We start from the raw sequence: 15,395 nt of genomic DNA on the forward strand, positions 1-15,395 counted from the left end.
TTTATGATACGTATGACAAAATATTTGTAAATTAAATCATGAATAAGTATAAAAAAATAAGCCTGGTAATACTGGTAGCATTTTATGTGCTCGCAGGCCTCAATCACTTCCGCGATCCCGAATTTTATTATGCTGTTATGCCTCATAACCTGCTGTATCCTAAAGCTGTAAATATAGTAGCCGGCGTTGCAGAAATAACGCTTGGCTTGCTGCTCATACCAATAAAAACAAGGTATTGGGCGGCCTGGGGCATTGTGCTTATGCTGGTTGCTTTTTTAACTGTGCATGTTGGGATGATATTTAAAGCGCCATTTGAAGCTGAAGGGATGACAATTACTCCCTTTTTTGCCTGGCTTAGGCTGGCGGCTCAATTTGTACTGATTTATTGGGCCTGGTGGCATACAACCGATACTGAAAAAAGCCTAAACTAAAACCGGATTGGGCTGTTGCTATCGAAGCAAAACAAACATATGGATCTGCAAAGTATTGAAATGCGTAACCTGGAGGTACAGGACTACCAGGAGCTTAAAAAGTCAATGAAATCGGCCTATATGGATATGGATGAGGACTATTGGGACGCCAATTCTATCCGCAGGCTCATCAAAATATTCCCCGAGGGGCAGATCTGTATCACCGTTAATGATATGGTTGTTGGCTGCGCGCTGGCCATCATTGTTGACTATCAGAAATTTGGCGATAACCATACTTACAAGCAAATTACCGGCGATAGCACCTTTAAAACCCATAACGATAAGGGGGATGTATTGTATGGTATTGATGTGTTTATTCACCCAAAATACCGCGGGTTGCGCCTTGCACGCCGCTTATATGATGCCCGCAAGGCCCTGTGCGAAAAACTGAACCTGAAAAGTATTATCGCCGGCGGCCGCATCCCTAATTACCAGAAGTTTCAGAATGAGCTTACTCCGCGGCAATATATCGACAAGGTAAAATATAAGGAAATCTATGATCCGACGCTTTCTTTCCAGCTATCCAATGATTTTCACGTGCGCAAGGTATTGCGTAATTACCTGCCCGAGGATAGTCGCTCCAAAGGTTTTGCCACGCTCATAGAATGGAATAACGTATATTATGAAGAAGTAAGCGATGTTATCAATCACAAAACGGTAGTGCGCATTGGCCTGGTGCAATGGCAGATGCGCTCATACAGCAACATCAGCGAGCTCATGAAGCACGCTGAATATTTTGTTGATGCGGTGAGCGATTACCAGGCTGATTTTATCCTGTTCCCCGAACTGTTCAATACACCGCTTATGGCCGACTATAACCATATGGATTCGGCCAAGGCCATGCGTGAGCTGGCTAAATATACCCAGCCCATTATCGAGGAGTTTTCAAAACTGGCGGTATCCTACAACGTAAATATCATTGCGGGCAGTATGCCCTATATTTTCGAAGAATCATTATACAACGTGTCATATCTCTTTAGGCGTAACGGCAGTATGGAGGAGGTGTATAAAATTCACCCAACCCCGGCCGAGATCAGCTCATGGGGTATGCGTGGCGGCGATGAAGTAAAAGTATTTGATACTGATTGTGGCAAAGTAGGCATCCTGATCTGTTACGATGTGGAATTTCCCGAACTATCTCGCATCCTTGCCGGGCAGGATATGCAGATCCTTTTTGTTCCTTTCCTTACCGATACCCAGAACGGTTACAACCGCGTTAAGTTTTGCGCCCAGGCCCGTGCGGTGGAAAACGAATGTTATGTAGCAATTGCCGGCTGTGTAGGTAACCTGCCTAATGTAAATAATATGGGCATCAGCTATGCACAATCGGCAGTGTTTACGCCTTCGGATTTTGGTTTTCCGACTAATGGCATTCAATCGGAAGCTACGCCAAATACCGAGATGATAGTTATTGCCGATGTTGACCTGTCATTGCTGGATGAGTTGCATGAATATGGCAGCGTACAAAATATTAAAGACAGGCGTACCGATTTGTATAATATTACTTTTAATGGGAAAAGGGTGTAGGGAGTATTTTTTATATATTGCGATGCTGTAATTCATTATAATGAAAATCGTTGATATTAAGCCTAAACCATATATTAAACTCCGCATCATAGCGACATTGATAGATTACGGAATTTACTTTGCTTTTTTTTATACCTATGTAACTGTATTTAATCAAAGCCCGGTACCTGGTGTTTCCAGGGTAGATGGTATAATGGCGTTGCCCATATTTATAGTATGGTTTCTTTATTTTGTTGTAATCGAGTCTGTAAATGGAACTACTCCCGGACATGATATATGTAAATTGAAAGTAATCAAAACAGACGGCAACAAACTGACTTTAGATGATGCTTTTAAACGCAGAATATGTGATTGCTTTGATATCCTTTTTTATGGATTACCCGCGATAATTTGTATCATAAAAACAGAGAAACATCAACGGATAGGTGACCTTTTTGCCGGAGCCCTTGTTGTAAAACGCTCGGACATTACCGAAACCGAGGTAGTATTTTAATATGATCAGGAAAGATAATTTTACCCTTCCCGGCGCTAAAGGGCGGCCAATGCTTATTGATGTTACTTATGATGATGTTTTTAAAAACGCGCCGCTGGTAGTTTTTGCCCATGGCTTTAAGGGCTTTAAAGATTGGGGTACGCATGATCTTTTAGCCCGGTACTTTGCCGAAAAGGGTTTCCGTTTCCTGAAATTCAACTTTTCGCACAATGGCACAACGCCTGCCAATCCTTTAGACTTTGCCGATCTGACAGCCTTTGCCGATAATACCGTCTCCATCGAACTGGAGGATCTCGACACCATTATTGATTTTGCCTGCAGCGGTGCAAGCATTCCGGTTGCAAACGGAGTATATCTAATTGGGCATAGCATGGGTGGCGGCGTAAGCATTATTAAAACAGCCGAAGACGCCCGTATCAAAAAGCTGGTAACTATGGCTTCCATATCCGGTTTCCGGAACTTGTGGCCAAAGCAAATAGAGCAGCAATGGCGCTTGCAGAGTGTTTTTTATTTTGAAAATAAACGTACCGGTCAGCAAATGCCTGTCAAATCGACCTTGTTGGATGACCTCGATAAACATCCGCTCAGGCTGGATATTATCAGGCAGGCAAGCATGATAACACAGCCATGGCTTATCGTTCATGGCGATGCCGATCCTACTGTACCTGTAAGCCACTCCCTGCAGCTGCATGAAGCTAATCCGACAGCGGAATATGTAGTACAAAAAGGAGCAGATCATACTTTTGGTGGCGAGCACCCTTTTGCCGGAAATGCTTTGCCGGCTTCGCTGATTGAGTTTTGTGATACGGCAATATCATTCTTAAGTAAATAAAGGTTGAGCCGCTTCAACCATTCGTAACTTTTTTGCGTTAGTTATATCATACCTGATATAAGTACTATAATTGCTATTATGAGTTTACCCGCATCGCGTAAAAAAGGACGAAAATATCAAAATACTGTACCCACTGATGAAGCCGGCTTTGGCAAAATGATCCCCATTTTAAGGGAGTACATGAACAATAAGGCTGAGAATACACCTAAAAAAACTTTGGGTCCCTTTAAAACGGATTCTTCGGTTTACAGCACTCCGCCTGCTTCTGGTTTGCGCATTACCTGGATCGGCCACTCCAGTATCCTGATCGAGATCGATGGTAAACGCATCCTTACCGACCCGGTTTGGAGCGACAGGGTTTCGTTTTCACAATCATTCGGGCCTAAGCGGTTTTTTAACCCTCCGATAGCTTTAGAAGATTTACCTCCGCTGGATGCTGTGATTCAGTCGCATGATCATTATGATCATTTGGATAAGGCTACCATTAAGTTTTTTGCTGATAAAAACATCCCCTTTTTCTGTTCGGTAGGGGTAGCGCAATATTTAACAAGTTGGGGTATGGCAGCCAATTTTATCACCGAAATGGACTGGGGCGACAGTGCTATGATCGGCAACGAAATTGTGCTCACGTCAACACCCTCGCGCCATTTTTCGGGCAGAGGAATTATCGGGCGAAATGAAACGCTATGGTCGTCATTTGTGATCAAAGGTCCGCAGCATAATATTTACTTTGGTGCCGATTCCGGTTACTCGCCCGAATTTAAGGCGATAGGAGAGGCTTTTGGCCCGTTCGATCTGACCATGCTGGAGATAGGTGCTTACGGAAAATTCTGGCCGGATATTCATATGGGACCGGATAATGCCTCAAATGCGCATCTCGATCTGAAGGGAAAACTGATGATGCCAATTCATTACGGTACCTTTAACCTGGCCCCACATGCCTGGTACGAGCCTGTTGAATGGTTAGTGCCGATGGCAAAACAAAAACACATCGATTTATTTGTACCCAAACCCGGTGAACCAACTGAAGTAAAAGGTGCCCATAATTCTGATTGGTGGAAGGAATATTTATCTTAGAGGGATAAAACAAATAAAACAATGTCATTGCGAGCGAAGCGTGGCAACCGCACGGAGGCAAGTCGGCCCTGTATAGCATGCGATTGCTTCGTTCCCGAAAAAGGTTCGGGACAGGCTGTTCCTCCTCGCAATGACATGGTTGTGTAACCGCCCAGCGCCATGCCCCAATCCTACATATTAGTTATCAACGGTAAACCCGAAGGCCCTTTTACAATTCCTGAGCTCAAAGCCCGCGGCATTAAACCCGGCGATTTTGTAAAGACCGATGATATGGTAGATTACAAAGAAGCCCATGAAATTGCCGAATTAAGAGAATTGTTCGGCTTTGCCCGGCCTAAACTACTGATGCAGTATTACGGCAGTTTTGATCAGCGCTGGCTGGCTTCAGCGCTGGATTGGTTTATATTATTTGGCGCGTTTGTTTTGCTTGCAGCCATGGCGGTGTTTTTGTTCATTACAGATAAGCAGGCGCGCATATATACTTCTATCGGCATCGTCGCTTTTACACCCATTGGTAAGTTTATTTATCATGTGGTAATGGAAAGCTCGGTTACGCAAGCTACCTACGGTAAGCAAATGCTTAAAATAAAAGTAGTTGATATGGACGGCAACCGGATCACCGTTGGCAAAGCCATTGGCCGTAACCTGGCCAAAATATTTTCGGTACTGACTTTTTTTATCGGCTACCTGATAGCATTTTTTAATAAGCAACAACAGTGTTTACACGATATGATTGCAGGGACTTTGGTGATTAAGGATAGGTTGGTATGAGTGTAATGGTTTACCTTTGCCTTACCAATTTATACCTCAATTTATCCAAAACTAGTAATGACGAATCAGCATTGGGCCTGGTATCGTAAAGTTTCAACGTGTCGGCATCGAACTTAAAAGAATACGATTTGTGATGTCGGGCATCATCATCAAACCGGATCTCATCAAGGTTATCCATCGCGTCTGAATTAAGATCGATGTTTATCTCATAGTTTATAAACCTATTAAACCCTTTCACTTTTCCATCGATATCAAACGTTACTACTGAATTTGCCGTGGTATCTTGTAAATTATAGTTTCCGGCAATAAGTGCCTTGTTAATCAGCCGGTACATTCCATCTGCAATTTGCATTATCTTTTTGGAGTTTGCCCTGATAAATTGAGTGGCTTTTATCTGGCCCTTATCATATGGGTAATAAACAGTGATGGTCGTATCGCCATGATCAACATTGGTACAAAGTTCACCTCCTCCAAATATTAACGATGACTGCCGTTTCCCTTTTTTAAATGATAATGTGAGGTTGCTTCCGTCGTGATTATCCCAGCCAACGGGTACAATAATACTATCTCCTTTCATGTCTGCGGTATTGATGCTAAAGGATGATATGCCATTGGCTTCGTTCACCGCCGCCAATGGTGATTTTGTTTTTGCCACCTTGTCAATATAGGTCTTGTTTACCCAGGTGCCTTGTAGTAGCGGTTTGAATTTTTCTATGAGAGGGTTGGTGCTTTTTGAATTGTTGACTGTTAAAGAGGTATCTTTTATCAAAGAATCTTCCGTAGATTGTTTAGTGTTGCTTTTGCACGAAAAGATCAGGCAAAGTATGACGGGTAGAAACCAGTTTCTCATCATAGATTATTTTCTTTTAACTAATTTATACTCCAAAGTGCCCAATTTTAAATGGATAGAATCGGCACTGAAGTCAGTATTATAAATATTTAAGGTGTCGCCCTTTATCTTAAACAGGTAATCTTTTTGCTGTGGGGTGTTGATGTTAAAACTAAACTGGTCGAGATCATTTTGCGGGCCTGCCACGAAATCGGTATTAACATAATAGGCTTCATAATCTGGGAACCCGCTTACGTTGCCTTCGTTGGTAAAAGTGATAGATGATCGTTTTTTATTATCATCTATCATTACATAATCTCCGGTAATGAGTAGTTTATTGGTGATATAATTTATCCCATACCCCATATCGTTAACTGTTTGCTTATCCAAAACCCTGACGTACTTTGTGCTATCAATAACGCGGTTGTTTTTATTGTAATGATAAAGAAGTAAGCTGGTATCGCCGCTTGCAATCTTATAACCGAGCTCGTAAAAATTGGCAGGTGTTTTATAATCAATCCAGTTTGTTTTGAATGAAGTACGCTGATGGCCTTGTTTTAAAAACAAGGTCAGGTTTGCGCCTTCGTGGTTATTCAAACTTATGTCTACTACAAGGCTATCGCTTTCTGTCGATCCCAAACTAATTTCGAGAGCGGCGATGCCGGATAATTTTTTTGATGAAAGATAAGGTGATTGGGTACGATTAAGATCGTTGATATAGTCGCTTTTTACCCAAACGCCATTCATTATAGTTTTAATTTGCTGCAGAGAGTCCTGGTTTGTACTTGTATTTGCTGTTTGCTTATTGGATTGTAAGGCTGTGTCAGAAACAGGTGTTTTGTTTTTACTTTTACAGGATATAAGTGCAACAAAAATTAGAATAAGCAAGCTGCTGTTTTTCATATAGCCGGATAAGGTTTTCTTTAGCTAAAGTATATAATTTCCCATCTATGATAGTTAGCGTCATAATAATTTATCATTTACGCGCAGGTAGCCTAATCCCAACATATTCACTAAATTTGCATCATATTAATTTCCATCATTGATGAATACTGATGCTGTTAAAGTGCTGCCCGGCCGTTATTGTAATTCGTTAACCGAATATTCACGCTTTGTTACCCGCGAGGTTAATATTGGTGATGTGCCTATGGGCGGGAATAATCCAATTCGCATACAAAGCATGACCACTACCGATACCATGGATACCATTGGTACGGTTGAACAATCCATTCGCATGGTTGATGCCGGTTGCGAGTATGTGCGGATCACTGCGCCCAGCATTAAAGAGGCCCAAAACCTGGCCGAGATAAAAAAACAGCTTCGTGCGCGTGGCTATACTGTGCCGCTGGTTGCTGATATTCACTTTACCCCAAATGCTGCCGAAGTAGCTGCCCGCATAGTCGAGAAAGTGCGCGTAAACCCCGGCAACTACGCCGATAAAAAGAAATTCGACCAGATAGATTATACCGACCTGGAGTACCAGGGCGAACTGGAACGCATCTTTCAAAAATTTACACCACTTGTAAAAGTTTGCAAGGAGTATGGTACTGCCATGCGCATCGGCACCAACCATGGTTCGCTGAGCGACAGGATCATGAGCCGTTACGGTGATACCCCGCAGGGCATGGTTGAATCGGCCATGGAATTTATGCGGATGTGCGAGCGGCTTAATTTTTATAACCTCGTGATCTCCATGAAATCGAGCAATCCACAGGTAATGGTGCAGGCCTACCGTTTACTGGTTGAAACCATGGTTGCCGAAGGCATGAATTACCCGCTGCACCTTGGCGTAACCGAAGCCGGTGACGGTGAGGATGGTCGGATTAAATCTGCCGTAGGTATAGGTACTCTGCTCGAGGATGGCCTTGGAGATACCGTGCGTGTATCCCTAACAGAAGAACCCGAAGCCGAAGCGCCCGTTGCTATTGAGTTGGTTCGCCGTTATACTTTAAGGGAAAAGGCGAAAGGCGAAAGGCAAAAGGTAGAAGCTTCTGGAGAAAATAAAAACCTTTCGCCTTTAACCTTTGACCTTTCACCTTCAAAACACAATCCCTACGAATATAAGAAACGCGAAACCTATGAGGCCAACGCATTTATCGGCGGACATTTGGTGCCGCGGGTTGTTGTTGATCTATCTAAAAAGAACCTTAAAGATCCTGCTGTTTTGAACGAGGCCGGTTACCTGTACTCGCCATTGCTGGATAAATATAACATGGCCGAGCAATCAGTTGATTTTGTTTACCTGGCTGATGAATTACCTTCATTTACCCTGCCGGGCAACTTAAAGCAACTGTATAATTACAACACCTGGCTTAAGCTGACCGATAAAACCAATTGCCACCCGGCATTTACTTTACATGAATATATTGGCGATGTCGACCGTTCGTCAAAACTGAACCTGGTGCGTTTAAAACCAGCCGATATTGATTCGGATGCATTCGGATCTATCCAGCTGGATAACTCACTGGTACTGGTACTTGAAACGGATGCATTACACGGCATGGCCGAACAGCGTTCTTTTTTCTTCAAAATGGAAGAACTGGGGCTCGATGTACCAGTGATTGTGAAGAGAAGCTATGTTTTTGAGTCGGAAAGTCGGGAGTCGGGAGTCGGAAGTCAGGAAGAACAGACTCAAGACTTAGAACTTAAGACTCAGAACTTACAATTATACGCCTCTACCGATCTCGGCGCGTTATTGGTTGACGGTTTTGGTGATGGTATCTGGATTGATGCGCCTGAACTACCTACAAATGTTATTACCTCTACCGCTTTTGGCATTTTGCAGGCTACCCGCTCACGCATTTCTAAAACTGAATATATTTCATGCCCAAGCTGCGGGCGTACCCTGTTCGATCTGATGGTTACTACGCAGATGATCCGCAGTCGTACCAGTCACCTTAAAGGTTTGAAGATTGGTATCATGGGCTGTATCGTAAATGGTCCGGGTGAAATGGCCGATGCCGATTATGGTTATGTAGGCTCTGGTACCGATAAAATTACGCTTTACCGCGGTAAAGAAGCCGTAAAGAAAAACATCAGCTCGGCCAATGCACTTGATGAATTGATCAATATTATCAAAGGTGACGGCAATTGGATTGATGCCGTGCAGGAGTAATTGGCTGAACCGGGATTAAACTGATTAATCGGATTTAAGGATTTTAATCCCCTCTGAGGGATTCTTGTAGAGGAAAAGTGGGATTGTCACCCTGAGCCCGTCGAAGGGTCGTGCGAAGAGGCCTGCCCACCATGCTTCGATAGGCTACCCATGACATAATTAAAAAATTCCGCCATGTAGCTTTAACGTCCCATCAGGGTCTCTCTGCGAGTTTAAGTTAACCCACAAATTCACCAACCTGAAATTTCAATAGGAGGCACCTACGGAGCCAAAAAAGCCTTCTTTTAATGCTATAAACACGTGGCCCCGCTGGGGCCGGCAAGGTTTTGTAAGATAATTAGTTATTAATTGGGATGTTTAAGGACAGATGCACCAGAGGTGCAAAAGGTTTGTAGCATAAAAATTATAGAAATACCCTTTGCCCCCAGAGGGGCAAAACAAAACGCCTTGCCGATTAAACTGCAAGGCGTTTTGTGGGTTAACTTAAATCTGCGAGAGACCCTGAGGGGACATGAGTTTTGGAACTGCAAAAAAATGACTTAATGACTAATGACCCAATGACTTCTTAAAGAAGGTCAAAGCCTATATCTTTCCTAAAGTACATACCGTCATAATAAATACGGCTTGCATCGGCAGTTGCCTGCTGCAAGGCGCTGAACATATCATCCTGTACAGTAGTGATAGCCAATACACGGCCGCCCGTAGTGATCACATCGTCACCATCCATTGAAGTACCTGCATGGAACACGATCGAGTCGCGCACGTTTTCTGTGCCGGTGATCACTTTATTTTTCAAGTATTCGCCGGGATAACCGCCTGCAACCATAACTACGGTAGCAGCTGTTTTTGGGCTGATGATGATCTCTTTTTCGTTCAGGTTTCCTTCGGCAACGCCCAACAGCAGGTCAACAAAATCCGAATCAATGCGGCGCATTACGCTTTCTGTTTCCGGGTCGCCCATACGGCAGTTATATTCAATAACCCATGGTTCGCCGTCGCTGTTCATCAGTCCAATAAAAATGAAGCCTTTATAAGGTATGCCATCTTTTTTCAAACCTTCAATGGTAGGTATGATCACGCGTTCTTCTACCTTTTTCATATAGGCGGCATCTGCAAACGGAACGGGGGAGATAGAACCCATACCACCGGTATTTAAACCTGTATCACCTTCACCTATACGTTTATAATCTTTAGCTTCGGGTAAAATTTTGTAGCTGTTGCCATCGGTCATCACAAAAACTGATAGCTCAATACCTGTTAAAAATTGTTCCACAACCACGCGTGAGCTTGCTTCGCCAAATTTGGCATCGGCCAGCATGGCGGTAAGTTCAGTTTGTGCTTCTTCTAAAGTAAGGCAGATCAGTACGCCTTTACCGGCTGCAAGTCCGTCGGCTTTCAATACCACGGGTAAGCCGGCGGTAGCTAAATAAGTCAGGCCATCCTGTAAAGTATCTTTGGTGAAAGTTTTATAGGCAGCAGTGGGGATATTATGTTTCTCCATAAACTGCTTGGAGAAATCTTTGCTGCCTTCCAGCTGTGCGCCTTCCTGCTGCGGACCAACAACCGGGATGTTTTTCAATTGCTCATCGGCCAGGAAAAAATCATGAACGCCTTTTACCAGCGGTTCTTCAGGCCCAACCAATACCAGGTTAATATCCTCTTTTAAAACAAGCGCTTTAATACCTTCAAAATCGGTAACCTTAATATTTACGTTTGTACCGTACTGGGTGGTACCGGCATTGCCGGGAGCAATAAAAAGTTTGTCGCACTTAGGGCTTTGGGCTACTTTCCAGGCGAAGGCACTTTCCCTTCCGCCCGAACCAAGAATCAGGATGTTCATGCGGCAAAGATAGTTTTTTTAATAAGCCTTTAATACTATATATGAGGCTACTTGTGTTATAAGTAGTAAATTTACCACATGGCCCGTAGACTCGAAAAGTTTGAAAAGCTCCCGGTATACCAAAAATCGCAGGAATTATTTGACCTGGCAGATGTAATTGCCGAATCATTAAAAGAAGACAGCATGAAGGAACATCTGGCCATCCAGATGTGCAGTAATGCCGCCCTCATCCAGGCAAAAATAGCCGGCGCCGAAGGTGGTAGTCTGTATTCGCTGCGGATGCAGAATGCTGTGCTTATTAAACTGGCTGTGCAGGATATGTTCAACGCGGTGTCTTTTGCATCAATGGTAAAAATTAATGAAGAGGATTATGTGCAGTTGATGCGGGAAAAAGTGGAAGAGTTTCGGCTGGTTTTTGTAGAATGGATCAGGGGATTTGATAAAAGCTACGATATTCCGGATAACTGGGCCATCCGCTTTGACACCAGTACGCCCGAACAGGAAAAATTGGAAGAACTGATGTTTGACGAAGATCGCTTTTTTGGCGAGTTTAATGAAGATGACGAAGACACGGGCGATTTTGATGATTTTGACGATGATAGCTATGATGATGAAGAAGGAGATGATGAATCAAAAAACTAATAGAAGCGACCAACTATGTCATTGCGAGCGCAGCGTGGCAACCGCACGTAAGCATGGCCGCTCTGTATAGCATGCGATTGCCGCGTCGTTCCTCCTCGCAATGACATCTAACAACAACAATTCGATCACTAATCAACAAATACAAACACCGTAATGTCAATCTTACACCCCGCACGGCGCTTTAAGCCATTATCCTTTCGGCTTTCGGCGCAAAATCTTACATTTGCCTGTCAATTTGGCTCTAATGGCTGCTATGGCGCAATTGTTGAACCGGGTTGTATCATAATAAAATAATATGTTAAATTTTATCAGTAAGCTTTTCGGAAGCAAATCAGAACGGGATGTAAAAAGTATACAGCCTATAGTTGAGAAAATTAAGGCTGAATATGCCAAGCTTGGCTCCCTGAGTAATGATGAGCTTAGGGCTAAGACCATATATTTTAAAGAAACCATTGCCGAAGGCCTTTCAGGTATCGACAGTGAGATACAAGCCATTAAAGATCGTACAGAAAACGAGCTTGATATGGATGTGGCTGAAAAAGTTGAGCTTTATACTCAGCTTGATAAGCTTGAAAAAGACCGTAACAAAGAGCTTGAAGATATATTAATGAACATATTGCCGGAGGCATTTGCTGTAGTTAAAGAAACAGCAAGCCGCTTGTCTGCCAATAGTTCATTAGAAGTTACCGCTACCGAGTTTGACCGCACACTGGCTGCCCGCAAATCAAATGTTACTATTAAAGGCGATAAAGCCTTCCATAGCAGCACCTGGATAGCAGCCGGTAATGAAGTTACCTGGAACATGGTTCACTATGATGTACAGCTTATTGGCGGTACCGTACTGCACCAGGGTAAAATATCGGAGATGGCAACAGGTGAAGGTAAAACGCTGGTAGCCACGCTGCCCGCATACCTGAATGCCCTTGCCGGACAAGGTGTTCACATCGTAACGGTGAATGATTACCTGGCCCGACGCGATAGCGAGTGGATGGGCCCGTTGTATGAGTTCCACGGTTTATCTGTTGATTGTATCGACAAACATGAGCCAAACTCGGAGCAGCGCCGTGCTGCTTATTTAGCTGATATTACTTTTGGTACCAACAACGAATTTGGTTTTGATTACCTGCGTGACAATATGACACGCAGCCCCGAAGAGCTGGTACAACGCAAACTGCATTATGCCATGGTGGATGAGGTTGACTCCGTTTTAATTGACGATGCCCGTACACCTTTAATTATATCTGGCCCTATCCCACGTGGTGATGAGCATGAGTTTTACGAACTGAAACCACGCATTGAGCGCCTGGTTAATGCGCAGAAAAACTACATCAACGGTGTATTGAACGAAGCCAAAAAAGCGATTAACGATGGTAATACCGAAGTTGACGGCGGTGGTTTGGCGTTATTACGTGCTTACCGTGGTTTGCCAAAAAACAAAGCACTCATTAAATTCCTTAGCGAAGGCGGTAACCGTACCATCCTGCAAAAAGTGGAAAACCATTACATGCAGGATCAGGGCAAGGAGATGCCAAAGGTTGACTCTGAATTATTCTTCGTTATTGACGAGAAAAATAACCAGGTTGAACTTTCTGAAAAAGGTATTGAGCTGATCACCGCGTCTGGCGAAGATCCTCATTTCTTTGTGATGCCTGATGTGGGTACCGAAATTGCGGAGATCGAAAAATCAAGCTTAAGTACTGAAGAGAAAATTGCTCACAAAGATGAGTTGATGCGTGATTTCTCTATTAAATCTGAGCGTATCCACTCGGTTAACCAGTTGCTTAAAGCTTATACCCTGTTTGAAAAAGATACAGAATACATCCTTGACGAAGGCAAAGTAAAAATCGTTGATGAGCAAACCGGTCGTGTATTGGATGGCCGCCGTTACTCTGATGGTTTACACCAGGCTATTGAAGCTAAAGAAAACGTTAAGGTTGAGGATGCAACCCAAACCTTTGCCACTATCACCCTGCAAAACTACTTCAGGATGTACCACAAGCTTTGCGGCATGACCGGTACTGCTGTTACTGAAGCCGGTGAGTTCTGGGAAATTTATAAACTGGATGTGGTTGAAATTCCAACCAATTCGGGTATTGTACGTGATGACCGCCAGGATTTGGTTTATCGTACCGTACGTGAAAAATACAACGCGGTTGCCGAAGAGATTGTTAAGCTTACACAAGCCGGTCGTCCGGTATTGGTTGGTACAACATCGGTTGAGATTTCTGAATTATTGAGCCGGATGCTTAAGCTGCGCGGTATTAAACATAACGTACTGAACGCCAAAATGCACCAGAAAGAGGCCGATATTGTGGCCGAAGCCGGTAAAGCAGGCACTGTGACCATTGCTACCAACATGGCTGGTCGTGGTACGGATATTAAATTAGGCCCTGGTGTTAAAGATGCCGGCGGTTTAGCAATTGTAGGTACCGAGCGCCATGAGTCGCGCCGTGTTGACAGGCAGTTACGCGGTCGTTCCGGTCGTCAGGGTGACCCGGGTTCTTCGCAGTTCTTTGTATCGTTAGAGGATAACCTGATGCGTTTATTCGGATCAGAGCGGATTTCAAGCCTGATGGTACGTATGGGGATTGAAGAGGGCGAGGTTATCCAGCACTCCATGATCTCTAAATCAATTGAGCGTGCGCAGAAAAAAGTTGAAGAAAACAACTTCGGTATCCGTAAACGTTTGCTGGAGTATGACGACGTGATGAACTCACAGCGTACAGTGATCTACACTAAACGTAAAAATGCCTTGTTTGGCGAACGTTTAGACGTTGACCTGAGCAACACCATTTTTGATGTGGTTGAAGATATTGTTACCGAGTATAAAGAAAGCGCTAACTACGATGGTTTCACTTTAGAGGTGATCCGTTTGTTCTCTGTTGATATTGAGCTTAGTGCGGATCAATTTACATCAACAACAATTCCGGCATTAACAGATTTGACTTTCCAAACTGTAATGGATTTTTATAAACGCAAACAGGAAGCGGTTGCACAACAGGCTTACCCGGTTATTAAAGATGTTTATGAAACCCGCGGCCAATATGTTGAAAACATTGTTGTTCCTTTCAGCGATGGTATTCACGGCATCCAGGTAGCAGTTCCGCTTAAAAAGGCGGTTGAAAACCACGGTCATGAGGTATTCAAATCTTTCGAGAAAAACGTTACCTTATATCTGATCGACGATGCCTGGAAAGAGCACCTGCGCGAAATGGACGAGTTAAAACAATCGGTACAAAACGCGGTTTACGAACAAAAGGACCCATTGCTGGTTTATAAGTTTGAAGCGTTTGAACTGTTCAGAGGCATGTTGGCCAATGTGAATAAGGAAATTGTAAGCTTCCTGTTCCGTGGCGGCATCCCGGTTCAGCAACAGGCCGAAGAGGTGAGGGAAGCAAAGCCTGAACCAAAGCTTGACCTGCGCAAAATGAAAACCACCAAGGCCGAAGTAGTAAGCGAAAGCAACGGTGTGCCGATGGATGATTTCCCTCAGGAACAGCAAAAAATCACCCCGGTAAGGGTTGAAAACAAAATAGGCCGTAATGACCCTTGCCCTTGCGGTAGCGGTAAAAAATACAAAAACTGCCACGGCGTAGGGCAGAATTAATATAAGCCCGCGAAAGCGGGCTACAACAACCACGTCATTGCGAGGTACGAAGCAATCCCCGATTGGCAGAGCAGCTATAAAAGTTTGCCCTGTATAGTTTGGGATTGCTTCGTACCTCGCAATGACGGTTAAAAAGGGTGTCATGCTGAGCTTGTCGAAGCATGGTGGGCAGGCCTTTACACGCGACCCTTC

Annotated in this window: 12 protein-coding genes; 9 read left to right on the forward strand and 3 right to left on the reverse strand. The window is 43.9% G+C overall.

Annotated elements, in window-relative coordinates:
* Positions 1-38 precede the first annotated feature (38 nt).
* The 6 genes from BMX50_RS20365 to BMX50_RS20390 all read left to right on the forward strand — a co-directional run bounded on the left by BMX50_RS20365 (position 39) and on the right by BMX50_RS20390 (position 5,170).
* Positions 39-431 (forward strand): DoxX family protein, encoded by a 393-nt coding sequence (locus BMX50_RS20365; protein ID WP_091212814.1) that lies wholly within the window; start codon positions 39-41, stop codon positions 429-431.
* A 39-nt stretch (positions 432-470) separates the two neighbouring features.
* The gene (locus tag BMX50_RS20370) at positions 471-1,997 is read left to right on the forward strand and encodes a carbon-nitrogen hydrolase family protein (protein WP_091212816.1); all 1,527 of its coding nucleotides are present in this window, start codon (positions 471-473) and stop codon (positions 1,995-1,997) included.
* A 40-nt stretch (positions 1,998-2,037) separates the two neighbouring features.
* Complete coding sequence (locus tag BMX50_RS20375) at positions 2,038-2,490, forward strand: RDD family protein (RefSeq protein ID WP_091212817.1); 453 nt, start codon at positions 2,038-2,040, stop codon at positions 2,488-2,490.
* Between the two features lies 1 nt (position 2,491).
* Positions 2,492-3,322 (forward strand): alpha/beta hydrolase family protein, encoded by an 831-nt coding sequence (locus tag BMX50_RS20380; RefSeq protein ID WP_091212820.1) that lies wholly within the window; start codon positions 2,492-2,494, stop codon positions 3,320-3,322.
* A 78-nt stretch (positions 3,323-3,400) separates the two neighbouring features.
* Entirely contained in the window at positions 3,401-4,399 is a 999-nt protein-coding gene (locus BMX50_RS20385) for an MBL fold metallo-hydrolase (RefSeq protein WP_091212822.1), read from the forward strand.
* Positions 4,400-4,558: 159 nt separating this feature from the next.
* Positions 4,559-5,170, forward strand: a complete 612-nt coding sequence (locus tag BMX50_RS20390) for an RDD family protein (RefSeq protein ID WP_091212824.1) — start codon at positions 4,559-4,561, stop codon at positions 5,168-5,170.
* A gap of 10 nt (positions 5,171-5,180) precedes the next feature.
* On the opposite strand, the gene BMX50_RS20395 is transcribed toward BMX50_RS20390, so the two are convergent.
* Together BMX50_RS20395 and BMX50_RS20400 are read right to left on the reverse strand one after the other, a co-directional pair.
* Positions 5,181-6,023 carry a hypothetical protein gene (locus BMX50_RS20395; RefSeq protein ID WP_143065234.1) on the reverse strand — a complete coding sequence of 281 codons (843 nt, stop codon included), beginning with the start codon at positions 6,021-6,023 and terminating at the stop codon, positions 5,181-5,183.
* 3 nt (positions 6,024-6,026) lie between these two features.
* Positions 6,027-6,902 (reverse strand): hypothetical protein, encoded by an 876-nt coding sequence (locus BMX50_RS20400; protein WP_091212832.1) that lies wholly within the window; start codon positions 6,900-6,902, stop codon positions 6,027-6,029.
* Positions 6,903-7,044: 142 nt separating this feature from the next.
* Here BMX50_RS20400 and ispG point away from each other — a divergent pair, with 142 nt between their 5' ends.
* Positions 7,045-9,114 (forward strand): (E)-4-hydroxy-3-methylbut-2-enyl-diphosphate synthase, encoded by a 2,070-nt coding sequence (gene ispG / locus BMX50_RS20405; RefSeq protein WP_091212835.1) that lies wholly within the window; start codon positions 7,045-7,047, stop codon positions 9,112-9,114.
* A 565-nt stretch (positions 9,115-9,679) separates the two neighbouring features.
* Here the strand turns inward: ispG and purD are convergent.
* The gene (gene purD, locus BMX50_RS20410) at positions 9,680-10,954 is read right to left on the reverse strand and encodes a phosphoribosylamine--glycine ligase (RefSeq protein ID WP_091212838.1); all 1,275 of its coding nucleotides are present in this window, start codon (positions 10,952-10,954) and stop codon (positions 9,680-9,682) included.
* Positions 10,955-11,032: 78 nt separating this feature from the next.
* On the opposite strand from purD, the gene BMX50_RS20415 reads away from it, so the two are divergent.
* Positions 11,033-11,596, forward strand: coding sequence for a hypothetical protein (locus BMX50_RS20415; RefSeq protein ID WP_091212842.1), 564 nt, complete (start codon positions 11,033-11,035; stop codon positions 11,594-11,596).
* Between the two features lie 295 nt (positions 11,597-11,891).
* On the forward strand, positions 11,892-15,203 hold the full coding sequence (gene secA, locus BMX50_RS20420) for a preprotein translocase subunit SecA (RefSeq protein ID WP_091212845.1): 3,312 nt from the start codon (positions 11,892-11,894) through the stop codon (positions 15,201-15,203).
* The last annotated feature ends 192 nt before the right edge of the window (positions 15,204-15,395 follow it).

The sequence above is a fragment of the Mucilaginibacter gossypiicola genome (genome assembly GCF_900110105.1).
Taxonomy (GTDB): Bacteria; Bacteroidota; Bacteroidia; order Sphingobacteriales; family Sphingobacteriaceae; genus Mucilaginibacter; species Mucilaginibacter gossypiicola.

Excerpts from the sequence above, each read along its gene's own strand:
- BMX50_RS20370 (WP_091212816.1), top strand. The coding sequence starts at position 471 with ATGGATCTGCAAAGTATTGAAATGCGTAACCTGGAGGTACAGGACTAC.
- BMX50_RS20385 (WP_091212822.1), top strand. The coding sequence starts at position 3,401 with ATGAGTTTACCCGCATCGCGTAAAAAAGGACGAAAATATCAAAATACT.
- BMX50_RS20400 (WP_091212832.1), bottom strand. The coding sequence starts at position 6,902 with ATGAAAAACAGCAGCTTGCTTATTCTAATTTTTGTTGCACTTATATCC.
- purD (WP_091212838.1), bottom strand. The coding sequence starts at position 10,954 with ATGAACATCCTGATTCTTGGTTCGGGCGGAAGGGAAAGTGCCTTCGCC.
- secA (WP_091212845.1), top strand. The coding sequence starts at position 11,892 with ATGTTAAATTTTATCAGTAAGCTTTTCGGAAGCAAATCAGAACGGGAT.
- ispG (WP_091212835.1), top strand. The coding sequence starts at position 7,045 with ATGAATACTGATGCTGTTAAAGTGCTGCCCGGCCGTTATTGTAATTCG.
- BMX50_RS20380 (WP_091212820.1), top strand. The coding sequence starts at position 2,492 with ATGATCAGGAAAGATAATTTTACCCTTCCCGGCGCTAAAGGGCGGCCA.
- BMX50_RS20395 (WP_143065234.1), bottom strand. The coding sequence starts at position 6,023 with ATGATGAGAAACTGGTTTCTACCCGTCATACTTTGCCTGATCTTTTCG.
- BMX50_RS20365 (WP_091212814.1), top strand. The coding sequence starts at position 39 with ATGAATAAGTATAAAAAAATAAGCCTGGTAATACTGGTAGCATTTTAT.
- BMX50_RS20415 (WP_091212842.1), top strand. The coding sequence starts at position 11,033 with ATGGCCCGTAGACTCGAAAAGTTTGAAAAGCTCCCGGTATACCAAAAA.
- BMX50_RS20375 (WP_091212817.1), top strand. The coding sequence starts at position 2,038 with ATGAAAATCGTTGATATTAAGCCTAAACCATATATTAAACTCCGCATC.
- BMX50_RS20390 (WP_091212824.1), top strand. The coding sequence starts at position 4,559 with ATGCCCCAATCCTACATATTAGTTATCAACGGTAAACCCGAAGGCCCT.